The sequence below is a fragment of the Ureibacillus sp. FSL W8-0352 genome (assembly GCF_038004345.1).
Classification (GTDB): domain Bacteria; phylum Bacillota; class Bacilli; order Bacillales_A; family Planococcaceae; genus Ureibacillus; species Ureibacillus thermosphaericus.
Genome location: NZ_JBBOQT010000001.1, coordinates 2,090,526 through 2,115,467 on the forward strand (window position 1 = coordinate 2,090,526; position 24,942 = coordinate 2,115,467).

Sequence of the window (24,942 nt, forward strand, 5' to 3'; positions counted from 1 at the left end):
CTTTGGTTTGAAATTAAGATAACATTTCCATTATAACTTTTTTCATATCTTCATATACCCACTTTGCACATTGTGGATCTTTTACAAATTTCTCCTGCAAAGTAGTATACAACTCTTTTTGTTTTTCTTCAAATGTTGGGTTATCTTTAGCCGGCAATTTTGCTCTTTCTTCCACTACTAATTGTTGCAGCTCTGGAGCTCTAGGTCCCCATTTTCCTATGACTTGTCCTTCTTCATTTAGGAATAAATAAATTGGAATCGCTCTTCCTCCGTTTGTTAAATAGCGGTCAATTAAGTCTGTATCTTCGTCTCGGAATACACATCGAATGTCCAACCCGGCTGCTTCAGCAATTTTACGCATGATGGGATTATTGAGCATGGCATCTCCACACCAATCTTCCGTAATAGTTAAAATATGTGGCTTTTTCTCTTTAAGCAGCGGGATCAGTTCGTCATTTTCATCGATTTTGAAGTTGTGATATATTTCAAAACTTCCCTCTTTTAAATTTGTTTTCATTTGCTCCATGTATTCTGCCATGGAAATCCCCTGTTCGAAATATTGTTGTTCTGTTTTCATGTCATCAACCTCCCTTTTGTTACTATATTGCATGGAAAAGTTTAGAATTACAATGTTTTTGATTATATAAAGGGATGTTGCATCTGCAAAAAATGAAGTGCTATGACTTTTGCATTTCCCCAATAAATCTTGCACATTTTAATTGACCATTCTACTACTCTATAATATTATATAGATGTACCAAATAATATTGAGTACAAAAAGAGGTGATGGATTTGGAAAACATGCGTGAAATGCTTAAAGGCGTTTTGGAAGGTATTGTGATGGAAATCATTAGCCACGGTGAAATATATGGCTATGAAATTACTAAAAAACTGCGTTCATTAGGTTTTGAAGAATTGGCTGAAGCCTCTGTATATGCATTGCTCCTTCGGCTTGAAAAAAATAAATTAGTCAACATTACAAAAAAACCTTCTGAATTAGGTCCACCAAGAAAGTTCTACACTCTTAACGAGCGTGGAAAGGAAGAGTTAGAGGATTTTTGGGCAAGATGGGATTTTTTAAGCGACCGAATTCAAACAATCAGATCGGAGGGAAAAGAAAATGAATTTTAGTGATGAAATGAAAGGGAAAATAAAACAGTTTGCAAAGGAACAATCCCAATACTATTTGGAAGAAGCCGAGATGACGTATTTAGAAAAGCTGAAATATAAAACTGGTCAAATTCGCAGCAGAGTTACATCAAAACTTTCAAAATTAAAAAGCCAATCAAATATGTCAATGGAAGCTCAAAATGACATGATTCTTTACATGAAAGATTTAATCGAAGAAGGACTTTCAGAGCAGGAGGCATTTGAACGGCGAAGGAAGCACTAAAATTTCGAAGTGAAACAACTGAGTCTACTGATTTGAAGAAAAGATTTGAGGAGTATTATGAAAATCTTGATATTGCCCATCATGAAGCAATTGGATTTTTCTATGCAGCATTTATGTTTATAGGGGTTTATATTGGTACTCTTATTGGATTTATAGCTAGTGGCGGCAAAGAAATGTTCTTTTCAGGAGGTTGGATTGATGTACTAGTTGGCATGATTATTGGAGGAATCATCGGGATTGGATTTGGGCTAATTAGCAATGCGATTATTTTATTAAAGAAAAATAATAAGTTAGTAGTGATGTTGTTTGTAAAGCTGTAGATGTAGAAGCCCTATCTACACAAGTGGACACCCCTTCCGCACATGTTCATTCTCTATACACACAAGCAGCACTCCTATCCGCACGAATGACACTTTATCCGCACAAGTGATACTCCTATCCGCACATGTTCATTCTCTATACACACAAGCAGCACTCCTATGTACATGTAGAAATCATATCTGCACAAGTGTACATCCCATCCACACAAATGGAAACCCTATTTTCACAACTAGACACCCTTTTGCACAAGCATCTCATTCATGCTGTAACCACTAATATAAAAATCCGCATAAGCCAAAGAAGCTTATGCGGCACATATTATTTATCGTTTATTAATTTCTTCAAGTAATATTTTATTAACCATTGGTGGGTTTGCTTGTCCTTTTGTTGCTTTCATAATTTGACCTACTAAGAAGCCAATAGCACGATCTTTACCATTTTTAAAGTCTTCAATAGATTGTGGGTTATTGTCAAGCACTTCAATAATAATCGGAAGAAGTACGTTTGGATCAGAAATTTGAACCATACCTTTTTCCTTCACGATTTTTTCAGCATCTCCACCGTTTTTCACTAACTCATTAAATACTTTCTTCGCAATTTTGGAAGAAATTGTACCATCAGAAATAAGTTTTACTAATCCAGCCAAGTTTTCAGGCGTTAATTTTGTTTCTGTAATTTCAATTTGTTCTGCGTTTAAGTAAGCGGAAACGTCACCCATTAGCCAGTTAGCAGAAAGTTTTGCATCTGCACCGAGTTTAACCATTTCATCGAAGAAGTCTGAAATCGTTTTATTTACTACTAGTACATTTGCATCGTACTCTGTTAAACCAAGCTGTTCAATGTACCGTTTTTTACGAGCATCTGGAAGCTCAGGGATGGAAGTTTTCACGCGCTCCAACCATTCATCATCAATTTCAAGATGAACTAAGTCTGGCTCTGGGAAGTAACGATAATCCTCAGCAGCTTCTTTTACACGCATTAAGATAGTTTTTCCTGTTTTTTCATCGAAACGGCGTGTTTCTTGCTTGATTACCCCACCGCTCATTAAAACTTCTGCTTGGCGTTTTTCTTCGTATTCAAGCCCTTTACGAACAAAGTTGAAAGAGTTTAAGTTTTTCAATTCTGTTTTTGTACCGAATTCTTTTTGTCCGTATGGTCGAATGGAAATATTTGCGTCACAACGCAATGAACCTTCTTCCATTTTCACATCAGAAACGCCTGTATATTGGATAATGGACTTTAATTTTTCAAGGTATAAATACGCTTCTTCTGGAGTACGGATATCTGGTTCAGAAACGATTTCTAAGAGTGGCGTTCCTTTACGGTTAAAGTCAACAAGTGAGTAGCCATCTCCGTGTAATAATTTACCAGCATCTTCTTCCATATGAAGACGTGTAATACCGATTCGCTTCGTATACCCTGGTTGTCCATCTTTTGCAGGTACTTCGATTTCAATCCATCCATCATAGCCGATAGGTTTATCATATTGAGAGATTTGATAGCCGCTCGGATTGTCTGGATAGAAATAGTTTTTACGGTCAAATTTTGTATGCTGATTAATCTTCATGTTTAATGCAAGAGCAGCTTTCATTGCATATTCAACAACAGTTTTATTTAAAACCGGAAGTACTCCTGGATAAGCAAGGTCGTAAACTGTTGTATTTGCGTTTGGCTCTGCACCGAATTGGTTAGGTGCTGCAGAGAAAATTTTAGAATTTGTTTTTAATTCAACGTGTACTTCTAAACCAATAACTGTTTCAAAATTCATGATTATTTACCCCCCAATCTAGGAGATTGTTTATGGAAATCTGTTGCTTTTTCAAATGCATAAGCAGCGCGATAAACTGTTTCTTCATCAAAGTGCTTACCAATGATTTGTAAACCTAGTGGCAAGCCGTTGTCAAATCCACAAGGGATTGAAATTGCAGGTACACCCGCTAAGTTAATTGGAATTGTTAAAATATCATTCGCATACATTGTCAGTGGATCATCGATGTTTTCACCAATTTTGAATGCTGGTGATGGTGTTGTTGGACCAACGATTACATCATAATCTTCAAATACTTTATCGTAATCTTGCTTAATTAATGTACGAACTTGTTGTGCTTTTTTATAGTAAGCATCATATGTTCCTGCAGAAAGTGAATACGTACCAAGCATGATACGACGTTTTACTTCATCTCCAAAGCCTTGTGCACGTGTTTCTTTATATAATTCCATTAAGTTTTTCACGCCTTCTGCACGGAAGCCGTAACGAATTCCGTCGAAGCGAGCAAGGTTAGATGAAGCTTCAGAAGATGAAAGGATGTAGTAAGTTGCTAAAGCGTATTTAGAGTGAGGAAGTGAAACCTCTTCAACTGTTGCACCAAGTCCTTTGAACACTTCAAGAGCATCTAAAACAGATTTGCGTACAGATTCACTTACACCCTCACCTAAAAATTCTTTCGGAACTGCGATGCGAAGTCCTTTAATATCTCCGTCTAATTTAGATACATAGTTTGGCACTGGCACATCGGCACTTGTAGAGTCATTAGGGTCCACGCCAGCAATCACTTCTAGTAATAACGCATTATCATACACATTGCGTGTAATTGGTCCGATTTGGTCAAGAGATGATGCAAAGGCAACTGCACCAAAACGGGAAACACGGCCATAAGTTGGCTTCATTCCGACTACACCACAGAATGCGGCAGGTTGACGAATTGAACCACCTGTATCTGTACCTAATGCGAATGGAACTTCTCCTGCTGCAACACTTGCTGCTGATCCACCTGAAGAACCGCCTGGTACACGTTCAAGATCCCAAGGGTTTTTCGTCTTTTTGTAATATGAAGTTTCCGTTGATGAACCCATCGCAAATTCATCCATGTTGAGCTTGCCAATTGTAATCATGCCAGCTTCTCGAAGCTTCTTCACAACTGTCGCGTCATAGATTGGAATGAAACCTTCTAAGATTTTAGAAGCACAAGTCGTTTCAAGTCCTTCAGTCACGATATTGTCTTTAATTCCAATTGGTAGACCGAACAATGGACCGCGTTCATTCTTTGGTACTTGATCCTTTTCTTTTGCTTCCTCAAGCGCTTTTTCTTTATTTAAAGCAAGAAACGCTTGCACATCTCCATCAACTTCTTCGATTCTTTTATAAGATTCATTCACTAAATCAACAATTGTAAAATCGCCATTATGTAAACCTTCTTGTAATTCTTTAGATGAACGTTCTAATAACGTCATGAAGTTCCCTCCTTTAATATGGGTATATTGAACAATGTAAGCCTCGCTAGTGACTTACACAAAAAATAATGGCTTTTGCCATTAACAAATCCATCCATTAACTTTTATTCTTCTAAAATTGGTGGAACTTTAACAAGACCATCTTCATGTTCTTTTACATTCAATAACACTTTTTCCCGATCCAATCCTTTTTCAGCTACGTCTTCTCTCATTACATTAACGATCGGTAAAACGTGTGACGTTGGCTCTACATTTGTTGTGTCTAATTCATTTAATGTTTGTACATATTCCGTAATTTTTCCAAGCTGTTCAGCAAATTTTTCAGCTTCTTCTTCTGTAATTGCTAAACGAGCAAGGTGAGCTACGTGCTTTACTTCTTCCTTCGTCAATTTTGACATTGATGATTACACCTCCACATTTCGTAAACCTGGCAATAATAATACCATTTTTTTATTGAAAAATCACACTTTTATAGGAAATTCCCTTCAGTTAAATATTACTTTTCAATTATCTCCAAAAACTACATATTTTCAAACATCACTATCAAAGAGAAAATAAACAATTTGAAAGGGGCTGTCCAGAAAGTCGAACACTTTCTGAACAGCCTTACTTCTTATAGTAATATTCTCTTAAAAACTTTGCTCTCCTGCGGTGGTCACATTAAACGCGCCCCCTCGTCGCAATTTATCTGCGGCGAAAGCTCTTGCGACAGCCGCAATTTATCTGCGGCTAAGCTTGTGCGACAGCCGTAAAGGGGGCGTCTCAAAATGACTTTTCAGACGCCCCCTTTTTCATTAATAATCATAGATATGAACAAATGGCTCCTGATCATTGCGATTTTTTAGAATAAGTGCTTCCGGTCCATTAATGGAAGTAATGCTCACTTCAATATCAAGGCTATTTGGGAATCTTTTCATTAATACGCCTGTTAAATATTGAGTAAAACCGATTATTTCCGTCGTTCCATAAAATTGAATCGGCACTTCCACATTTAATCTGACTAATTGGTCGTTCTGGTAAAATCCTCGACCGATGACGCTTGTATAATTTGAAAAATAATCTTGAATATCTTGTTTGAAGTTTAGGAAGTTTGTATTGATTTCTCGATAAATATCCTCTGGATTTGTCATAGGGAACGTTACATATTTTTCATTGATAGACGTCCATTCTTCTAAACTATTTTGTCCTGGCTTGGATAGACTATATGCAAAATAAGTTCCCGGAACGATGGAGTTACGTGCTTCCTGTTTAAATAATGCAATCAGAATAGGAATATCTTGTAACTCCGGACGGGCACGTAAACGACGAATTACCTCTTCCGCTATTTCTTTTCCTTTTTTCTCTAGTTGTGCAGGAGGTATTGGTTCATCATACCATTCGCCATATTGTTCTTTCTGATAGTAATAAATGGAATTTAATGCTAGTCCAATGGAGATTCCGCCAAGCGTCACTTTATTGTCATTCGTCTTTGTTAAGTAGTTTTGCTCGATAATATGCGCTAAGTATACAGGCGCTTCTTTTGCCCGTTTTACAGGATCCATGTCTTTTTCAGCAGGGGGATTTAACCCATCTTCAGTTTGGTTGCTTCGTGCAAGCCAACTGGTGACCGTATCACTATCTAAATATTGTCCTTCTTGGAAATAATACTTATCTGTGCTAAATTCGTTTTGCGAAATACGCATTAACCCTTCTTCTGCTTCTTTAATGTCGTATTTCGTATAAATATTTGATACGACGAGACCTCTGCTTGCACTCTCTTTATATGGAATCAATGTTTTATAATATCTTTCGTCCAGTTGCATATTTGGGATGATAGTCGTTTCAACTTCTGCTTCAGATTTTTTATTTGGTCCTACTACTTCCGTATCTTCTCGAAAAGAAGGCGTACAACCGCTAAGCACAGCGACAACGACCATCGCCGTTATCCAGCGAAATCGGTTCATTGTATGAATCCCCTTTACTTTTCTAATTGTTCAATAAGGCGGTTTTCGTCCCAAACTTCTATACCCAATTCTTGTGCTTTCGTAAGTTTAGAGCCTGCATCTGTTCCTGCAATAACAAGATCTGTCTTTTTACTGACGCTTCCTGTCACTTTACCACCCAACTCTTCTATTTTCGCTTTAGCTTCATTGCGTGTCAATCTTTCCAATTTTCCAGTTAAAACAATCGTTTTCCCTGCAAATGGGCTATCTGAAATTGCTGCTTGAGACTTCTTCTTCCCTTTATACATCATGTTGACACCGGCTTCTTTGAGTCGGGCGATTAATTGTTTCGCTTCATCTTTTTGGAAATAAGAAACAACTGATTGAGCGATTTTTTCACCGATTTCATGAATATTCGTCAGCTCTTCTACTGTTGCCTCCATGATGCGATCCATTGTTTCAAATTCTTCCGCAATGAGCTTTGCTGCTTTTTCACCAACATGGCGAATTCCAAGGCCAAATAATAACCGTTCTAATGAATTTTCTTTTGAACGTTCGATAGCATTGACTAAATTTGTTGCAGAAAGTTGCCCCATACGTTCCAATTTCGCCAGCTCTTCCACTTGTAAATGATATAAATCCGCTACATCACGAATATAGTTTTCTTTTAAAAGCTGTTCCGTTATTTTCTCTCCCAAACCATCGATATTCATTGCATTTCTAGAAACAAAGTGCTTAATTCCTTCAGCAATTTGAGCAGGACAGGCAGGATTTACACAGCGAATTGCTACTTCTTCGTCAATACGAATGAGTTCGCTGCCACAAACAGGGCAATGATCAGGCATTTTATATGGTACAGTACCTTCTGGCCGCTGTTCTAAAATGACGCTAACGACTTCCGGAATAATGTCTCCTGCTTTATGAACGATGACCGTATCACCAATTCGGATATCTTTTTCACGTATTAAATCTTCGTTATGAAGGGAAGCTCGTCCCACTGTAGAACCTGCAATTCTGACAGGTTCTAGAATTGCTGTAGGAGTTACAACACCTGTGCGTCCTACTGTTAATTCAATATCGATGATTTTCGTAATGGCTTCTTCCGCCGGGAACTTATAAGCGATGGCCCAGCGAGGACTTTTTGCTGTAAATCCGAGTTCTTGTTGGTGAGCAAATCGATTCACCTTGATTACAATACCATCGATTTCATAGGGCAAGTTTGGGCGTTCCGCTGTCCATTTATTTATAAACGCTAATACATCATCAATTGTTTCACAAACTGTTCTTTCTTTGTTGACACGGAAACCAATCGAATCTAAGTATTCAAGCATTTCTGCATGGCTATCAATACCGTATGCTTCTCCATCTCCACCAATTGAGTAGATAAATGTCGCTAAGTTTCGAGAAGCGGTGATTTTTGAATCGAGTTGGCGCAGTGATCCAGCAGCTGCATTCCGAGGATTAGCAAAAAGATCTTCTCCATTTTCCGCTCGCTGTTTATTTAATTCTTCAAAGGATTTTTTAGGCATGTAAGCCTCTCCGCGCACTTCAATTGTTACCGGCTCTTTTAATCGCAATGGAATGTCTTTAATGGTTTTTAAATTTACTGTAATATCTTCGCCGACTGTACCATCACCGCGGGTAGCGCCTTGTACAAATATTCCATTCTCATATCTTAATGCGATGGCAAGCCCATCTATTTTCAGTTCACAAACATAGTTGTATCGATCGCCAATCGCTTGACGAATTTTTCGATCAAAATCCCGCAAATCATCTTCGGAAAATGCATTCGAAAGGCTTAACATCGGGTATCTGTGAGTTACTTTGTTAAACCCTTCAAGCGGCTTTCCACCAACCCGTTGAGTAGGTGAATCCGGATAGATGAATTCCGGATGTTCCTTTTCGATTGCCATTAATTCTTGCATTAGCTGATCATACACCGCATCAGGAACTAAAGGCTTGTCTAGTACATAGTAGGCATGAGCATATTCATGTAAAAGCTTATTTAGTTCAGCTACACGTTTTTCAAGGTCTTTCATCGTAATCCTCCACTAATTGTTAAGTGAAATGTTATTTAACCTTTTGTAATTGGGGCAAACTTGGCAAGTAGCCTTTTGATGCCTTTGTCTGGAAAGGCAATATCCAGCTCCATATCGTCACCTTCACCTTTTACACTAACAACAACACCTGTACCCCATTTACCATGAATCGCCTTATCTCCAACTTTCCATTGGAATTGTTCTCCACCAGTCGATTGGAGAGTAGCAATTTGCGATTTTGATTGAACAACACCAATTTTTCTTTTGTAACTTGAAGCTCTCTGCTGACCTGCGAAAGGCAATTTTTCTTCCACATCACCAAAGCTATATGATTTCGAAATTGGATAAATGATGTCATCCGAAATTTCTTTGATGAAACGGGACGGTAAGTTTGAATTAGAGCGGCCAAAAAGCGTGCGATAAGAGGCACAAGTTAAGTATAGCCGTTCTTCTGCCCGTGTGATTCCCACATAAGCTAAGCGGCGTTCTTCTTCCATTTCAGCTTTATCTCCAATTGAGCGGGAATGAGGGAAAATGTTTTCCTCCATACCGATAATGAATACAACCGGAAACTCTAATCCCTTCGCGGAATGCAACGTCATTAATACAATGCTCTCTTTTGAATCGCTTTCTTGATCTAGCGAATCAATATCTGCAATCAATGCGAGATCTGTTAAAAATGCAACGAGGGATTTATCGTCGCTTCTTTCTTCAAAGGCTTTTGTTACAGATAAAAATTCTTCAATGTTTTCTAATCGACTTTGAGATTCAATCGTATTTTCTTTCTCAAGCATTGCACGATATCCCGATTTCTCAATGACTTCTTCCACCAATTCCGTGACAGATAAATAATCTTGCATTTTCGTCAATCCTTCAATTAATTCACGGAATTTTTCAATTGCGTTCATTGCCCTAGGTGTTAACCCGATGGAGGAAATGTCATTGAATGCTTTAAAAATGGATATATCGTTTTCAATTGCATAAGTCGCAATTTTATCGAAAGTTGATGGACCGATGCTTCGTTTCGGTTCATTGATGATGCGGGCCAGTGATAAATCATCATCATTGTTGGCAATTAATCGCAAATAAGCAAGTAAGTCTTTAATTTCTTTACGATCGTAGAATTTCGTACCCCCAACAATCGTATACTGCAAATTGGATTTCACTAAAACTTCTTCCATGGCACGGGATTGGGCATTTGTGCGGTAAAGTATAGCAAAATCTTTTAAACTACGCCCTTCTTTTTCCATTAATTTTTTAATTGTTTTCACTACAAATTGCGCTTCATCTCTTTCATCACGAGCGGTATAGAATACAATTTTTTCGCCTTCAGGATTATCTGTGCGCAGCTTCTTTGGATAACGGCTTTCATTGTTGGATATGACATCGTTTGCTGCTTGCAAAATTCTCTTTGTGGAGCGGTAGTTTTGTTCAAGCAAAATAACGTTTGCATTCGGATAATCTTTTTCAAAAGATAAGATGTTTCGAATGTCTGCACCACGCCACTTATAAATGGATTGATCAGAATCCCCTACAACGCAAATATTTTTAAATTTTGAAGCGAGCATTTTGACAAGTTTATATTGAGAATGGTTCGTATCTTGATATTCATCGACGTGAATGTATTGAAATTTATTTTGGTAGTATTCTAATACGTCCGGTACGCGTTCAAACAAAGTAATCGTCATCATAATTAAATCATCAAAGTCAAGGGATTGATTTTTACGAAGGGTTTTTTCATATTCCTCATACACATCTCCTACGATTTTTTCGTAAGGATTATGTGAATTGATTATTTTTTTATATTCTTCTGCAGTGATGCATTCATTTTTAGCAGAACTAATCGTGCTTAAAACCGTTCTTGGATCATATCGTTTCGTATCAATATTGAGTTGTTTAAAAACGTTTTTTATTGCTGTTAATTGGTCGGATGAGTCAAGAATCGTAAAGTTTTTTGAGATACCGATGCGATCAATATTTCTTCTTAATATGCGAACGCACATGGAGTGAAATGTAGAAACCCACATGCTTTCGGATATACCGCTTCCCAGTAAAGCATCAATTCGATCACGCATTTCCCTTGCAGCTTTATTCGTAAAGGTAATCGCTAAAATATTTGAAGGGTATACTTGTTTTTCAACAATTAAATATGCAATCCGGTGAGTCAGCACTCTCGTTTTTCCTGAACCTGCACCAGCCATAATGAGAAGGGGACCTTCCGTTGTTTTGACCGCTTCCTCTTGTTGTGGATTCATTCCATCCAATAAATTTTTTGTTATGTGTTCCATGGTGCACCTCACTATTCCAAACATTTGTTCTCAATTATACTACAAAGAAATCATTTTCGCACCGTTTATCTTGTTACACTTTTTACTGCCTCAACGGTTTTTAGCGCTTCTTTTAAATCCTCATAAATGACGTTTCCAACGATAACAGTATCTGCAAATTTGGCCATCTCTTTTGCTTGTTCAGCGTTGCGGATACCTCCACCATAAAATAGTCGAGTTTCTGATAATACTTCTTTTACCCCAGCAACAATTTCTACGTCACCATATGTACCGCTGTATTCTACATAAAAAATAGGCAATTTAAAGTAATTTTCAGCAAGTCGGGCATATGCAATTACGTCTTCTTTTGTTAAATTTGTATCGGCCTCCGTTGCTTTTGCTACTTTGCAATCTGGATTTAATATACAGTAGCCTTCTGCAACTAGTTCATTCCATACCATGACATCACCAAATTCTTTAATGGCTGCATGATGAAGGTCTTTTACCCATTTTGTATTCGTACTATTTAAGACAGTAGGTATCAAATAATAATCAAATCCAGGGGTAATAGATTCAATTGTTGATATTTCTAAGGCAATTGGAACAGAATATCTTCTGATTCGAACGAGTTGTTCGAGCACGTTATCTAAAGTAATCCCATCTGTCCCTCCTACTAAAATGACATCTGTGCCAGATTCGCACACCTTTTCTAATGCTTCATCTGAAAGTTCTTTTGAAGGGTCAATTTTAAATACATGTCTCCAATTTTTATAGTCCATAAAGGCCTCACCTATTCCTATTTATTTTGTGCTTATAAGTATATCTCAAAGTAGCTTTTACCGAAAACTCCTACCTACTTTCCTGTAAGTGAGAGCGCTGCATATATAAGAAACGTTTCTCAATCCTCGTTCAGTTGGCCTTGACCGAAAAAGAGAGTATGAGGAATGAAGAAAGCATCCACGAAATCGAAAATCGACAAACAAAAAATTATCACCCAATTAAACTGAGTGATAATTTTTACTTCTAAACAATCCCAATTTTAACAAACTTATCTTTTTGGTTCATATGGTTTTTCATTTGGATAAAGTCGACTTAACATTTCTTCATAAGCATCATTACCATAATCGAAACAACGACGCACCCGTGAAATGGTTGCAGTAGAAGCTCCGGTTTCTTTTTTGATTGTTTCATAAGTTTTTTTCAAACGTAATAGATGAGCTACTTCAAATCGTTGAGCCATCGATTGAATTTCACTAATCGTACATAAGTCATCGAAAAATTTATAGCATTCTTCAAGGTCTCTCAATTCTAATATCGCTCTAAAAAGCTGATCTGTTTGAGGACCACGAATTTTATCTACCTGCATTTTCTTCCTCATCCTTTCAACTTTGCTGCTCAGAATTTGAATAAGTTACAGAAGTAGCAATTCCCGGATTTGTTGGTACAAAATGAATCCATGTTTTACCTGGCATAAGTTTTGCTTCACTGCCGTCGATTTCTACCGCTGTTAAAACGCCGTCAATATTTTCCCAACGCAGTTCTCGCATCATCCCTTGTTGGAAAATATAAGCTCTCCCACCAGAATAAATATCAATCTCTCTACGGCCTTTGTTGTCAATCACCTGATGATTCATTTCCAAGACTAACACATTGGATAACTTTATCGGTTCTCCCGTCAATAAATCTGTTGTTACCGTTCCACCAGAAGAGCGGGAATAAGTGTTGTTCACTGGATCATATGAATAGGTGCTGTTAAAGTTTTCATTATTACTATAACGGACATGTATACGATCTGCTTGCGCACCTACTTTTACACTTTCCTCATCATCATAATAAGTATACGATACTTTTTTCTGATAGAGAAGTGAAGCATTCACTTTTTCTGCAGCAGCTTCTAAGTTATCGCTCATAAAATATGAGTTATGGGGTGCAACCCGATCTTTAGAACGTTTGAAGAAGGAACCATCGTAATACATACCGTTCATGTTATCAACGATGCCATTTTCGAGCATCTGTTTTGCTTCTGGACTGAAACCGTGTGCAATGTAAAAGGCGTCAAGTCCATCCGCTAATTCAATAAAATAGGATCTTGCACTACGAATTGGTCCGATGCTTTCAGGAATTTCCGATTGGAACAATGCCAAAAATCTTGTAACATCCCCTTCTGCAAGCATTTCATAAACTACATCAGCACTTGCAATACCAGATTGCGGACGGGCAGCAGGGTGATTGTTAATCGTAGCAATAACAGGCCTCATTGTAATCTCATTAGAAATCAGTTCTCCAGTAAATGGTGTCGGATATAATATTTCTTTCGGTTCTTCTTGAACTGGTTCAATTGGTTTATCACTTATGCTTTTTTCACTACCATCTCCACATGCTGCAAGAAGTGAGATACTTGCTAAGACACAAAGCAATGTTTTTTTTCGAAACATAATCTTCATCCTTTCAGCTAGCGCATCACTGATGGAATCATTACTTCTTTTTTCATGACATCAACAATTCCATTTTGTGTGATTCGGATATAAGGTAAATGAGTTGATTGTAAGAAGAACAATGTATAAATCGCATCGCTATGCTTATAACCTCTTTCTCGCAATGCCGCTGTTAATGCCGCCTCATTTTCCATTAAGTCTTCCATCTTTCCAGTGAAAAAGTTACCTGCTCCAGTCAATGGTAGAGACATAATAACTTCATTGTCTTCTGTAAGGACAATGCCGCCCTTCATTTTTTTCATTTCATTAAAAGCAAGCATCATATCTTGCTCATTTTTACCTATTAAAATGATATCCCCTGTATTAGAGTACGAGGAAGCAAATCCTTTTACATTTGTTGCAAAACCTTTTAAGATTGCATTAATTCGCCATTTTCCGTTTTTATCTATAAGCATTAATAAACTTTCATCGGAATTTACAAGAATTTCATTTTTATGCAATTGGAAATTCACAGAGTATGGTTTTGTTATGACATCGTTAACCAATTCAATTCCAATTGGTGTAGATACTTGGAAATCTTCCTCGTTTAACTCAAATTCTAGTTCAAGAGATGGATAATACTTATTCCAATCGATTTCTGGTAATGTTTGTACTTTTTGTCCATCTTTTTTTAACCAAACACCTTTTGATAATACCGATTCCGGATTTGGAGTAAATTCATCTTTTAAAATATTTAAAGTAGCAAATCTTCCTGTCGCAATCAAACCATGTAAATGAGATAAATTATAATACTTCGCGATATTATATGAAGCCATGTTATATGCATCAATAGGGTCGACTCCTACTTCAAGTGCAATTTGGATGCATAAATTCATGACACCTTCACGATGGAAACAAGGTGTTGAACCATCTGTTGTCATCATTAAATGGTCAAATATATTTAACTTTTTATCTAGTATTCCTTTTAATAGATTTGGAAGATCAGGACGGATGGAAGAATATCGTAGCGTTACACCATAACCATGAAAAATCCGTTTTTCAACTTCCTCAACCGTCATTGCTTCATGATCACCATCTGCTCCAAGTAATTTCATTCTGACAAGGGTTTTATCAGATGCACCTGGAAAATGTCCTTCAATTTTCTTCCCATTCTTCTTTGAAGACTGAATCCAATAAAGCATTTGGTCATCACCACGTAAAAGACGTGGCCAACCAGTTAACTCGCCTCCAAGTAAAACGTCATCTCTTCCAATCCATTCAAAAATAGATTTATTCGTAAATATTTGATCTTCATTACCCAATTCGGTTTGCGCATCATAACGAGTCCACCAATAATAAGAAAACGGCATCTTTTTCAATTCATCTAGAAGTGAAAACGCTTTCGTATTAGGGAGTTGTAACGCAAAATGTAGATTATCGCTTATAAACATTGTTGTTCCAAATTGTGCTGCGTAATCTGCAAATGTTACAGGATTATATAATTGAAACGGATGGACATGGGGTTCAATATAACCTGGTACAACCGTTTTTCCCCCTAAATCTATTACTTCAGTATCTAGTAAATTTTCTGGCACTTCATTACCAACATATACGATTCGATCATGATGAACCCAAATATTACCGAAAACCCATTGTTTTAACATGCTATGTAAAAAGCGTGCATTTTTTAAAACAATGGTTGGTGATAGCTTTCCTTCTATCACAGCAATTTGATTTCGGATTTCTTGAATCTTCCAAATAGATTCTGGCATATGTTACACTCCCTTCTATTATATAAAATATTTATTTCGTTTAATCGAGTTTTATTCGCACATACTAACAATGCTGAAAAGCAAGCATATCTGATTTTATCGTAACACAGCACTTTACTAAATTAAAGTTCTTTCAATCAGCACATTTGAAAAGGAGTGATTTTGATGTTGGAAGAAAATATTTCTGAAAAAAGTGGCTTCGTTCGACTTGCTTTAGGCATTGGGTTAACAGCTTGTGGAATTAGTCATTTAGTGAAAGAGAACGGAAACAAAACTTTAGGAATGCTATCAATTACAGCTGGTTCATTAAAAATTGCTGAAGGTATCTTTTTATACTGCCCTACCAAAGCAATGTTCAGCAATAATGTGAAAAATGCCGTTACAACATCCATGCAAGAATTTATGGATGGCGATAGCTTAATGACTGCTTTTAATTCAAGATATAATAGCGGAAATCAAAATTCCAATGGCGGCAATGGCTCCACTATGCAACAAATGACACAAACTGCAGCTAAAGTTGCAGAGACAGTTGCTAACACAACCCAATCGGGCACAATGATGGAGGAAGCTGCCAAAGCCATTCAAGGTGTTACAAATAATGCAAATCAGAAGAAATCCAAATAAATAAAAATGTTTAACTCAGAAAAAGCACAAACCCCATTACTCTTGGTTTGTGCTTTTTATTTCATTTTATCTCATGGAAAAATTATTTAAATGTTCTCCATCCAATATCTTTGCGGTAGAAGAAATGATCCCAAGAATACTTATCTATTCCTGCATATACTTTTTCTTTCGCTTCTTTTAAAGACTCTGCTTTTGATGCCACTAATAACACACGTCCACCATTACCTACATATCGTCCATCTTGAAGTTTCGTTCCTGCATGATATACTTCATATTCTTTACTAAGCTCATCTAAATTTGGAAGTGGATGTCCTTTTTCAACTGTTCCAGGATAGCCTTCTGCCGCAATGACAACTCCTAGCATTACTTCATTAGACCATTGTAAATCAAAGAATTTTTCTTCCATTAATGCTTTCATGAATAATCCAAAATCAGAAGTCATGCGAGGAAGCACTACTTGTGTTTCTGGATCGCCAAAACGTGCATTAAATTCAATAACTTTTGGACCTTCTTTCGTAAGAATTAATCCTGCATATAAAACTCCAGTGAAGGATGCGCCTTCTTCTTCCATAGCTTTTACAGTTGGTTCTACAATTTCTGTATATGCGCGAGATACCATTTCTTGCGGAATTTGCGGAACCGGTGAATATGCACCCATACCACCAGTATTTGGACCTGTATCGCCATCATAAGCTCGTTTATGATCTTGAGCAATCACCATTGGATAAATTTGCCCTTTATGTACAAAGGACATGAAGGAAAATTCTTCTCCTTCTAAATATTCCTCAATCACTACTTTTGATGAAGATTCACCAAAGCGTTGATTCCCAATCATATCCGTTACAGCATCAATCGCTTCTTGTTCTGTCATTGCAACAACTACACCTTTACCAGCTGCCAAGCCATCTGCTTTTACAACAATCGGTGCCCCTTGTTGTTTAATATATTCAATCGCTTTATCCATTTCAGTAAACGTTTCATAAGTTGCTGTTGGGATGTTGTATTTTTTCATTAATTGTTTTGCAAATGACTTACTACCTTCAATTTGAGCTGCTTGTTTTGTTGGTCCAAAAATGACAAGACCTCGTTCTTGGAAATAATCCACAATTCCCTCAGCAAGAGGTTGTTCAGGACCGACAAAAGTTAAATCAATACGTTGTTCTTTTGCGAAGTTTGCCAAGCTTTCAAAATCCATTGAATCAATCGCAACCAATTCTGCACAATCACGCATTCCATCATTTCCAGGTGCTACATACACTTTTTCTACGGATGGAGAAATGCTGAATTTTTTTGCGATAGCATGCTCACGTCCACCGCTACCAACTACTAATACTTTCATACGATCGATGCCCTCCTACAAATTATTGGCATATATATTTCAAATGAAGTTAGAAATAATTGCAACTTCCAAAAAAATATTTTAACTTTAGAAAAGACGGCTACGAAACGAGCCGTCTTTATTCATTAATGTTTAAAATGTCTTACTCCTGTTGTAACCATGGCAATACCAGCCTTGTTCGCCACATCGATGGAGTCTTGATCGCGAATAGATCCCCCTGGATGAATGATTGCTGTAATTCCAGCTTTGATTGCTTCTTCTACTGTATCTGGCATTGGGAAGAAAGCATCCGAAGCCATTACCGCACCTTTCGCTTTTTCACCAGCTTGCTCTAATGCGATTTTCGCTGCTCCAACACGGTTCATTTGACCTGCACCGATTCCTAATGTCATTTGTTTATTGTTTACGACAATAGCATTTGACTTCACGTGTTTCACAACGGCCCAACCAAGTTTTAAGGCTTCCCATTCTTCCTCCGTTGGTTCACGGTCTGTTACAACTTTTATATCGGCATCGTTAAAGCCATATGTATCGTCTTCTTGGACGAGTAAACCACCTTCAACGGAAACAACTTTGAACGGATCTTGTTTTTCTTGAGAGAAATTGATTGTAAGCAAGCGAATGTTTTTCTTTTTCGTTAAAATTTCTAATGCTTCTTCTGTAAATGAAGGTGCTATGATAATTTCTAAGAAGATATTGCTTAATTTTTCTGCAGTTGGTGCATTTACTTCACGGTTTAACGCAATGATTCCACCAAAAATTGAAACTGGATCTGCTTCATAAGCTTTGTCAAATGCTTCTTCAATCGTGCTACCAGTACCAACACCACATGGGTTCATATGTTTTACCGCTACGGCAGCTGGTATTTTAAATTCTTTTACAATTTGAAGAGCTGCATTCCCATCTTGAATATTATTAAAGGATAATTCTTTTCCATGTAATTGAGTAGCATAGGCAAGAGAAAAATCTGAACCTAAACGTTTTTTATAAAATGCAGCTTTTTGGTGAGGATTTTCACCGTATCGCAACGTTTGTTGTAATTCGTAAGTAAGTGTTAAACTTTCAGGGAATGATTCTTCTGTTAAGTAGTTTGAAATATATGCATCATAGCTTGCTGTATGGCGGAATACTTTCGCTGCAAGTTTTTTTCGCGTTTCAAAAGTAGTTGTACCGTTCGCTTTCAATTCTTCAAGAACCGTAGCATAGTCATTGCTGTCAACGATTACTGTTACATATTGATGATTTTTCGCAGCTGCACGCAACATTGTAGGGCCACCAATATCAATATTTTCAATTGCATCTTCCCAAGTGACATTTGGTTTTGAAATTGTTTCTACAAATGGATATAAGTTTACACAAACGATTTCAATTGGTTCAATTCCGTGTTCTTGCATTTGTGCTTGGTGGGAAGGATCATCAAATTTCCCTAATAGACCACCATGAATCATGGGATTTAATGTTTTTACACGTCCGTCAAGAATTTCAGGAAATTTTGTTACTTCATCTACACCAGTTACCGGTACGTTATTTTCTTGCAATAACTTTTTCGTACCACCAGTAGATAATATTTCATAACCAAGCGCAACTAATTCTTTCGCAAACTCTAAAATTCCATCTTTATTTGAAACACTAATAAGTGCACGTTTTGCCACAGTTAAAGCCTCCAGTTTATACTCTATTTTTGCAATTATTTATTTTCAAATAATTTTTTTAACGTTTTTGGATAAAGTTCATGTTCTACTTTGTGAATACGTTCTTCCGTTGCTTCTCGATTACCATCCACAACTTCTACCGCTCTTTGTGCAATAATTGGACCTGTATCCATCCCTTCATCAACATAATGAACAGTAACCCCAGTGACTTTCACGCCATGTTCCATTGCTTGTCCAATCGCATCTTTTCCAGGAAAAGCTGGTAATAGAGAAGGATGGATATTAACGATTTTATTAGGATATTCAGTAAGTAATGTGTCGCCAATTAAGCGCATATACCCAGCTAAAACAATCCATTCCACCGCTTTTCGTTTCAATATTTTTACAATTTCAGATTCATATGTAGCTTTTGAAGCATAATCTTTTGGTGAAAATGCGAAAACTGGGATGCCGAATTTCTCCGCTCTTTTAACCACATATGCATTGGGTTTATCTGTTACTACAACTTCTATGTTTGCATTTAATTCTCCACGTTCGATGGATTCTTGAATCGCTTGAAAATTCGATCCACTTCCTGATGCAAACACTGCTATTTTCGTTGTCATTGGCTTAAGCTCCCATCGTGTTTTCCATTAAATAAAACCCCTTCGCCTTTTACAACACACCCAATTTGATACGCTTTCTCCCCGTGGGCTTCTGCAATTTGAATAATTTTATCCGCATCTTCAGGAGAAACGGAAAGAACAAATCCAATCCCCATATTAAAAACGTTGTATAAATCTCTGTCTGATAGCGAACCTTTATCCTTCAAAAATTCGAAAATTCGAAGAGTTTCCCATGATTCTAAATCAATTTCTGTTGCAAGTCCTTCTGGCATCATTCGAGGCAAGTTTTCATAAAATCCACCACCAGTAATGTGAGCCATGCCGTGAACGTCCACTTGCTTTAACATCTCAAGAACTGGTTTGGCGTAAATTTTCGTTGGTGTAAGCAAAGCATCACCAATTGGCCCCAAATCTTCATAACCTTCAATTACTTCATCATATTTATAGCCGCAATTACCAAATACGATTTTGCGAACTAAGGAATAACCATTGGAATGTACGCCGCTAGATGCAAGTCCAACAAGGACATCCCCTTCAACAATTTTTTCCCCAGTAACGACACGAGATTTTTCACAAGCCCCAACCGCAAAACCAGCTACATCATATTCATTTTCATCATACAAACCAGGCATTTCAGCAGTTTCCCCGCCGATAAGTGCAGCACCTGCCTGAACGCAGCCATCTGCAACGCCACTTACTATTTGCTCGATCTTTTCAGGGTCTGCTTTCCCAATTGCAATATAATCTAAAAAGTATAACGGTTCTGCACCTTGTGCAACGATGTCATTCACACACATCGCCACGCAGTCAATGCCAATCGTGTCATGTTTATCGGCCATAAATGCTAATTTGAGCTTAGTCCCGACACCATCTGTACCAGAAATTAGAACAGGTTCTTTTAAATTTAATGAAGATAAATCGAACATGCCACCGAAGCCACCAAACGTTCCCATGATACCATTTCGTTTTGTTCTTTCTACATGGGATTTCATGCGTTTAACAGCTTCATAACCAGCTTCAATATTGACTCCCGCTTGTTCATATGCCTTTGACATGATTCTTCCTCCTTAATGTGAAAGTTCTTTAATATGTGGTAAGACAGTGTCTGGAAAAATTTCAGTTGGATATTTTCCAGTAAAGCATGCCATGCAAAGACCTCCATTCTCATCGTCAAAAGGTCTTGAGATTGCTTCTACTAATCCGTCTGGAGATAAAAATGTTAAGGAATCTGCACCAATTGCATTACGGATTTCGTCGATTGTTTTTCCTGTTGCGATTAGCTCTTCATCTGATGAAATGTCTATTCCATAGAAGCAAGGATTCGAAAGTGGAGGAGAAGTGATTGCTACATGCACTTCCTTTGCTCCAGCTTCTTTTAACATTTTGACAATTCTACGAGAAGTTGTTCCTCGAACGATGGAATCATCCACCATAACTACTCGTTTTCCACGAACGACTTGAACGACAGGAGATAATTTCATTTTTACTCCGCGTTCACGCAATTCCTGTGTCGGTTGAATAAATGTTCTTCCCACATAACGATTTTTGATTAATCCCATTTCGTAAGGAATGCCAATTTCTTCTGCAAAACCAATTGCAGCTGAAATGGAGGAATCCGGAACACCTGTTACAACATCCGCATCAATTGAACCCATTTCTTTTGCTAATTGTTTACCCAAACGTTTACGAGCCATGTGAATGTTGACATAATCAATATTTGAGTCAGGACGTGCAAAATAAACATATTCCATTGCACACATTGCTCTTTGTTCCATTTGAGCATAGCGATCTTCTTCGATACCTTTTTCTGAAATAACAACTAATTCTCCCGGCTCCACTTCCCGTATAAACTCCGCACCAATCAAATCAAAGGCGCAAGTTTCAGACGAAGCCACCCAAGCGCCCCCTAATTTACCAATTGACAGTGGACGTAAACCATTGCGATCTCGAGCTAGGATCATTTTATCTTTCGTTAAAATAATGACGGAGAATGCACCTCTCAATAGAGAAAGAGCTTCTTTTACTTGCTCACGGAAGCGAGGCTTTTTGCTTTTTTTAATTAAATGCACAATTACTTCCGTGTCTGAAGTAGAATGAAAAATACTACCTGATCGTTCAAGATGTTGTTTCAAATGATTCGCATTGACTAAATTACCATTATGAGCCAAAGCAATCGTGCCCGTTGAGGAACGAACCAATAACGGCTGGACGTTCTCTATTTCTCCGCCGCCTGCAGTTGTATAGCGAACATGAGCAATGGCAGAAGTGCCTTTTAAACTTTTTAATTTTTCTTCATTAAATACTTCATTTACTAAGCCTTCACCTTTTACCACTTTGAAGTACTGGCCGTCAGTAGCGACGATGCCAGCACCTTCTTGACCGCGATGTTGTAAAGCATGTAAACCGTAATAGCTTAAATGAGCTGCAGCTTCATGTCCCCATATCCCAAAAACACCACATTCTTCGTTTAAGCCTCTGATTTCAGCAAGCATGGGATAGCTCCTTTCCAAGCAGAACAAAATTCTTCCACAGACCCCTCAATTAACAAGCCTGATTCGCCTTCAATTGTGATTTTCCCATCATTTGTAACAAGTCCGATTTTCTTTGCATTAGTAATCAATTCTTCAAATTGCTTCACGTTTTCTTCTTTTACTGTGACGATAAAACGAGATTGAGATTCACTGAATAAAGCAGTTACAGGTGATCCTTCTAATCTCACATGAAGTCCTAACCCTTCCGTTCCGAAAGTCTTTTCAGCTAACGCAACTGCCACGCCGCCTTCAGATACGTCATGAGCAGATTGAACAAGTCCAGCACGAATTGCAGAAAGTAATGCTTTTTGGCGCGCTGCCTCCACCTCTAAATCGATGCTTGGCGCTTTGCCAAAGATTTTGCCATGAACTAATTTTTGTAGTTCTGATCCACCGAATTCTGTTTTCGTTTCACCAAGTATATAAACAACGTCACCAGCTTGTTTAACTTGTTGTGTTGTCACATGTGATAAATCTTGAATTAAACCAACCATACCAATTGTTGGAGTAGGATATACAGCTTGACCTGAATGTTCATTATAAAGGGATACGTTACCGCTAATCACTGGAGTTTCTAAAGCTGTACAAGCCGCAGAAATACCATCCGCACTCTTTTCTAATTGCCAGAAGATTTCTGGCTTTTCTGGATTACCAAAGTTTAAGCAGTCTGTAATTGCTAGCGGTTCGCCACCTGATGCAACAATGTTGCGAGCAGCCTCTGCCACCGCGATTTTGCCACCTGTTTCTGGATCTAAATAAATGTAGCGAGAGTTGCAGTCAGCTGTCATAGCAAGTGCTTTATTTGTACCTCTAATGCGCAATACTGCCGCATCTGAACCAGGAGTTACTACTGTATTTGTACGAACTTGATAGTCAAATTGATTGTAAACCCATTCTTTTGAAGCAATAGTCGGTGCTTGAAGTAATTGTTTCAACGTTTCTTTCAAGTCACTTACTTCAGGCTCTGCGTTTTCCATTGCTTGGAACTCGCTAAAATAAGCAGGTTCTTTAGAAGGTTTATGATAAACTGGTGCATCTTCTGCTAATGCATCAGCTGGAACTTCAGCTACAACTTCACCTTTATGAATCAGCCTCAACATTTTGTCGTCTGTCACTCGGCCGATTGCAACAGCATCTAATCCGTATTTTTCGAAGATTTGTTTGATTTCTTCTTCGCGACCTTTTTTCACGACTAAAAGCATTCGTTCTTGTGATTCTGATAACATCATTTCATAAGCAGTCATGCCTGTCTCACGTTGCGGCACTAAATCTAAATTCATTTCGATACCTGAACCTGCTTTTGAAGCCATCTCTGCTGAAGAGGAAGTTAAACCTGCAGCTCCCATATCTTGTATACCAACGAGAGCATCTGATTTTACAACTTCTAAACAAGCTTCTAATAGAAGTTTTTCCATGAATGGGTCCCCAACTTGAACTGCTGGACGATTTTCTTCTGATTCTTCACTTAATTCTTCAGAAGCGAACGTCGCACCGTGGATACCGTCACGCCCTGTTTTAGCACCCACATACATGACAGTATTGCCTACACCTTTAGCCACACCTTTTTGAATATCTTTATGGTCAATTAAACCAACACACATAGCATTTACTAAAGGATTTCCTTCATAGCAAGGGTCAAATTGAACTTCTCCACCAACAGTTGGGATACCGATGCAGTTTCCGTATCCAGCGATTCCTGCCACTACTTCTTCAAATAAGTATTTCACTCGAGGCGACTTTAATTCACCGAAACGTAAAGAGTTTAACAGTGCAATTGGACGAGCACCCATGGAGAACACGTCACGAATAATCCCTCCAACCCCTGTTGCTGCACCTTGGTAAGGTTCAATCGCTGAAGGGTGGTTATGAGATTCCATCTTGAATACAACTGCTTGCTCATCACCTATGTCAACAATCCCCGCACCCTCTCCAGGACCTTGTAATACGCGAGGTCCGCTTGTTGGGAATTTACGCAATACCGGTTTTGAGTTTTTATAAGAACAGTGTTCAGACCACATAACAGAGAACAAACCTGTTTCTGTCCAATTTGGAAGACGGCCTAAAATTTTCTCAACCATCGCAAACTCTTCATCACTTAACCCCATGTCACGATAAAGCTTTTGTTCCTTAATTTGTTCTGCAGTTGGTTCTAAATTAGACATGTGATTCCCTCCACTGTTTCACAATTGATTTGAATAATGCTAGTCCGTCTGCACTGCCAAGTAATGCATCCACCGCACGTTCAGGGTGTGGCATCATACCAAGAACGTTACCACGCTCATTCACAATACCTGCAATGTCTGATAGACTTCCATTTGGATTTTCACCTGAATAAGTGAAAACGATTTGATTCTTTTCTTGTAATTTTTTTAATGTTTCCTCATCACAGAAATAGTTTCCTTCACCATGAGCGATTGGAATATTAATGATTTGCCCTTGCTCATATTGATTTGTAAATAGCGTATTGTTATTTTCAACTTTTAATTGAACTGTTCGGCAAATGAATTTTAAGTTTTGGTTGCGAAGTAAAACCCCTGGTAGCAAACCCGCTTCCGTTAAAATTTGGAATCCGTTGCAAACTCCTAAAACTGGTTTTCCTTCTTCTGCTGCCTTTTTCACTGCTTTCATAACATTTGATTGACTTGCCATGGCTCCACAACGGAGATAATCCCCGTATGAGAATCCTCCTGGAATTAAAATCGCATCAAATTTACTTAAATCTGTTGCATCGTGCCAAACATATTCTACTTCTTCACCTAGTTCGTCCTTTATTGCATGATACATGTCGATATCACAGTTCGACCCTGGGAATACGAGTACAGCAAATTTCAT

The 24,942-nt window shown here is 37.9% G+C and carries 22 protein-coding genes; 4 read left to right on the forward strand and 18 right to left on the reverse strand.

Going from position 1 to position 24,942, the window contains the following annotated elements; translation table 11 throughout:
• Positions 1–13 precede the first annotated feature (13 nt).
• The gene (locus NST98_RS10680; protein WP_096549739.1) at positions 14–577 is read right to left on the reverse strand and encodes a thioredoxin family protein; all 564 of its coding nucleotides are present in this window, start codon (positions 575–577) and stop codon (positions 14–16) included.
• A 215-nt stretch (positions 578–792) separates the two neighbouring features.
• On the opposite strand from NST98_RS10680, the gene NST98_RS10685 reads away from it, so the two are divergent.
• The 3 genes from NST98_RS10685 to NST98_RS10695 are packed head-to-tail and all read left to right on the forward strand — an operon-like array spanning position 793 to position 1,713.
• Positions 793–1,131 (forward strand): PadR family transcriptional regulator, encoded by a 339-nt coding sequence (locus tag NST98_RS10685; protein ID WP_340715097.1) that lies wholly within the window; start codon positions 793–795, stop codon positions 1,129–1,131.
• Positions 1,121–1,393: a hypothetical protein gene (locus NST98_RS10690; protein WP_340715098.1), complete on the forward strand. Its 273-nt coding sequence runs from the start codon at positions 1,121–1,123 to the stop codon at positions 1,391–1,393. Before NST98_RS10685 ends, NST98_RS10690 begins: the two co-directional genes overlap by 11 nt.
• Positions 1,394–1,425: 32 nt before the next feature.
• Entirely contained in the window at positions 1,426–1,713 is a 288-nt protein-coding gene (locus NST98_RS10695; RefSeq protein WP_340715099.1) for a hypothetical protein, read from the forward strand.
• Between the two features lie 323 nt (positions 1,714–2,036).
• On the opposite strand, the gene gatB is transcribed toward NST98_RS10695, so the two are convergent.
• From gatB to NST98_RS10745, 10 genes are all read right to left on the reverse strand, one after another.
• A complete protein-coding gene (gene gatB / locus NST98_RS10700) occupies positions 2,037–3,482 on the reverse strand; it encodes an Asp-tRNA(Asn)/Glu-tRNA(Gln) amidotransferase subunit GatB (protein ID WP_340715100.1) in 1,446 nt (481 codons plus the stop codon).
• A 2-nt stretch (positions 3,483–3,484) separates the two neighbouring features.
• A complete protein-coding gene (gene gatA, locus NST98_RS10705) occupies positions 3,485–4,945 on the reverse strand; it encodes an Asp-tRNA(Asn)/Glu-tRNA(Gln) amidotransferase subunit GatA (protein ID WP_168412277.1) in 1,461 nt (486 codons plus the stop codon).
• A gap of 104 nt (positions 4,946–5,049) precedes the next feature.
• Positions 5,050–5,343 (reverse strand): Asp-tRNA(Asn)/Glu-tRNA(Gln) amidotransferase subunit GatC, encoded by a 294-nt coding sequence (gene gatC, locus NST98_RS10710; RefSeq protein ID WP_016838752.1) that lies wholly within the window; start codon positions 5,341–5,343, stop codon positions 5,050–5,052.
• 396 nt (positions 5,344–5,739) lie between these two features.
• The gene (locus NST98_RS10715) at positions 5,740–6,888 is read right to left on the reverse strand and encodes a CamS family sex pheromone protein (protein WP_340715101.1); all 1,149 of its coding nucleotides are present in this window, start codon (positions 6,886–6,888) and stop codon (positions 5,740–5,742) included.
• A gap of 14 nt (positions 6,889–6,902) precedes the next feature.
• On the reverse strand, positions 6,903–8,906 hold the full coding sequence (gene ligA / locus NST98_RS10720; protein ID WP_340715102.1) for an NAD-dependent DNA ligase LigA: 2,004 nt from the start codon (positions 8,904–8,906) through the stop codon (positions 6,903–6,905).
• Between the two features lie 35 nt (positions 8,907–8,941).
• Positions 8,942–11,194 (reverse strand): DNA helicase PcrA, encoded by a 2,253-nt coding sequence (gene pcrA / locus NST98_RS10725; RefSeq protein WP_340715103.1) that lies wholly within the window; start codon positions 11,192–11,194, stop codon positions 8,942–8,944.
• 65 nt (positions 11,195–11,259) lie between these two features.
• Positions 11,260–11,952: a heptaprenylglyceryl phosphate synthase gene (locus NST98_RS10730; RefSeq protein ID WP_340715104.1), complete on the reverse strand. Its 693-nt coding sequence runs from the start codon at positions 11,950–11,952 to the stop codon at positions 11,260–11,262.
• A gap of 269 nt (positions 11,953–12,221) precedes the next feature.
• On the reverse strand, positions 12,222–12,539 hold the full coding sequence (locus tag NST98_RS10735; protein WP_016838756.1) for a YerC/YecD family TrpR-related protein: 318 nt from the start codon (positions 12,537–12,539) through the stop codon (positions 12,222–12,224).
• Positions 12,540–12,555: 16 nt separating this feature from the next.
• Positions 12,556–13,608 (reverse strand): DUF3048 domain-containing protein, encoded by a 1,053-nt coding sequence (locus NST98_RS10740; RefSeq protein WP_340715105.1) that lies wholly within the window; start codon positions 13,606–13,608, stop codon positions 12,556–12,558.
• A 17-nt stretch (positions 13,609–13,625) separates the two neighbouring features.
• Positions 13,626–15,359, reverse strand: coding sequence for an adenine deaminase C-terminal domain-containing protein (locus NST98_RS10745; protein WP_339287788.1), 1,734 nt, complete (start codon positions 15,357–15,359; stop codon positions 13,626–13,628).
• Positions 15,360–15,524: 165 nt separating this feature from the next.
• Between NST98_RS10745 and NST98_RS10750 the strand changes: the two genes are divergently transcribed.
• The gene (locus NST98_RS10750; RefSeq protein WP_016838759.1) at positions 15,525–15,983 is read left to right on the forward strand and encodes a hypothetical protein; all 459 of its coding nucleotides are present in this window, start codon (positions 15,525–15,527) and stop codon (positions 15,981–15,983) included.
• Between the two features lie 82 nt (positions 15,984–16,065).
• Here NST98_RS10750 and purD read toward each other — a convergent pair whose 3' ends face one another.
• The 7 genes from purD to purQ form a co-directional block, all read right to left on the reverse strand.
• Entirely contained in the window at positions 16,066–17,322 is a 1,257-nt protein-coding gene (gene purD / locus NST98_RS10755) for a phosphoribosylamine--glycine ligase (protein WP_016838760.1), read from the reverse strand.
• A gap of 125 nt (positions 17,323–17,447) precedes the next feature.
• The gene (gene purH, locus NST98_RS10760; protein WP_016838761.1) at positions 17,448–18,974 is read right to left on the reverse strand and encodes a bifunctional phosphoribosylaminoimidazolecarboxamide formyltransferase/IMP cyclohydrolase; all 1,527 of its coding nucleotides are present in this window, start codon (positions 18,972–18,974) and stop codon (positions 17,448–17,450) included.
• Positions 18,975–19,009: 35 nt separating this feature from the next.
• On the reverse strand, positions 19,010–19,579 hold the full coding sequence (gene purN, locus NST98_RS10765) for a phosphoribosylglycinamide formyltransferase (protein ID WP_096549748.1): 570 nt from the start codon (positions 19,577–19,579) through the stop codon (positions 19,010–19,012).
• Positions 19,576–20,634 carry a phosphoribosylformylglycinamidine cyclo-ligase gene (gene purM / locus NST98_RS10770; protein WP_340715106.1) on the reverse strand — a complete coding sequence of 353 codons (1,059 nt, stop codon included), beginning with the start codon at positions 20,632–20,634 and terminating at the stop codon, positions 19,576–19,578. The genes purN and purM overlap by 4 nt, the downstream gene beginning before the upstream one ends.
• 12 nt (positions 20,635–20,646) lie before the next feature.
• Positions 20,647–22,071: an amidophosphoribosyltransferase gene (purF, locus tag NST98_RS10775; protein ID WP_340715107.1), complete on the reverse strand. Its 1,425-nt coding sequence runs from the start codon at positions 22,069–22,071 to the stop codon at positions 20,647–20,649.
• Entirely contained in the window at positions 22,047–24,272 is a 2,226-nt protein-coding gene (purL, locus tag NST98_RS10780) for a phosphoribosylformylglycinamidine synthase subunit PurL (RefSeq protein WP_340715108.1), read from the reverse strand. The genes purF and purL overlap by 25 nt, the downstream gene beginning before the upstream one ends.
• On the reverse strand, positions 24,265–24,942 hold the full coding sequence (gene purQ, locus NST98_RS10785; RefSeq protein ID WP_016838766.1) for a phosphoribosylformylglycinamidine synthase subunit PurQ: 678 nt from the start codon (positions 24,940–24,942) through the stop codon (positions 24,265–24,267). Before purQ ends, purL begins: the two co-directional genes overlap by 8 nt.

Coding starts and splice junctions, on each gene's coding strand:
- NST98_RS10680 (WP_096549739.1), bottom strand. CDS start 577: ATGAAAACAGAACAACAATATTTCGAACAGGGGATTTCCATGGCAGAA.
- NST98_RS10690 (WP_340715098.1), top strand. CDS start 1,121: ATGAATTTTAGTGATGAAATGAAAGGGAAAATAAAACAGTTTGCAAAG.
- gatB (WP_340715100.1), bottom strand. CDS start 3,482: ATGAATTTTGAAACAGTTATTGGTTTAGAAGTACACGTTGAATTAAAA.
- gatA (WP_168412277.1), bottom strand. CDS start 4,945: ATGACGTTATTAGAACGTTCATCTAAAGAATTACAAGAAGGTTTACAT.
- gatC (WP_016838752.1), bottom strand. CDS start 5,343: ATGTCAAAATTGACGAAGGAAGAAGTAAAGCACGTAGCTCACCTTGCT.
- NST98_RS10715 (WP_340715101.1), bottom strand. CDS start 6,888: ATGAACCGATTTCGCTGGATAACGGCGATGGTCGTTGTCGCTGTGCTT.
- ligA (WP_340715102.1), bottom strand. CDS start 8,906: ATGAAAGACCTTGAAAAACGTGTAGCTGAACTAAATAAGCTTTTACAT.
- pcrA (WP_340715103.1), bottom strand. CDS start 11,194: ATGGAACACATAACAAAAAATTTATTGGATGGAATGAATCCACAACAA.
- NST98_RS10730 (WP_340715104.1), bottom strand. CDS start 11,952: ATGGACTATAAAAATTGGAGACATGTATTTAAAATTGACCCTTCAAAA.
- NST98_RS10735 (WP_016838756.1), bottom strand. CDS start 12,539: ATGCAGGTAGATAAAATTCGTGGTCCTCAAACAGATCAGCTTTTTAGA.
- NST98_RS10740 (WP_340715105.1), bottom strand. CDS start 13,608: ATGTTTCGAAAAAAAACATTGCTTTGTGTCTTAGCAAGTATCTCACTT.
- NST98_RS10745 (WP_339287788.1), bottom strand. CDS start 15,359: ATGCCAGAATCTATTTGGAAGATTCAAGAAATCCGAAATCAAATTGCT.
- NST98_RS10750 (WP_016838759.1), top strand. CDS start 15,525: ATGTTGGAAGAAAATATTTCTGAAAAAAGTGGCTTCGTTCGACTTGCT.
- purD (WP_016838760.1), bottom strand. CDS start 17,322: ATGAAAGTATTAGTAGTTGGTAGCGGTGGACGTGAGCATGCTATCGCA.
- purN (WP_096549748.1), bottom strand. CDS start 19,579: ATGACAACGAAAATAGCAGTGTTTGCATCAGGAAGTGGATCGAATTTT.
- purM (WP_340715106.1), bottom strand. CDS start 20,634: ATGTCAAAGGCATATGAACAAGCGGGAGTCAATATTGAAGCTGGTTAT.
- purF (WP_340715107.1), bottom strand. CDS start 22,071: ATGCTTGCTGAAATCAGAGGCTTAAACGAAGAATGTGGTGTTTTTGGG.
- purL (WP_340715108.1), bottom strand. CDS start 24,272: ATGTCTAATTTAGAACCAACTGCAGAACAAATTAAGGAACAAAAGCTT.
- purQ (WP_016838766.1), bottom strand. CDS start 24,942: ATGAAATTTGCTGTACTCGTATTCCCAGGGTCGAACTGTGATATCGAC.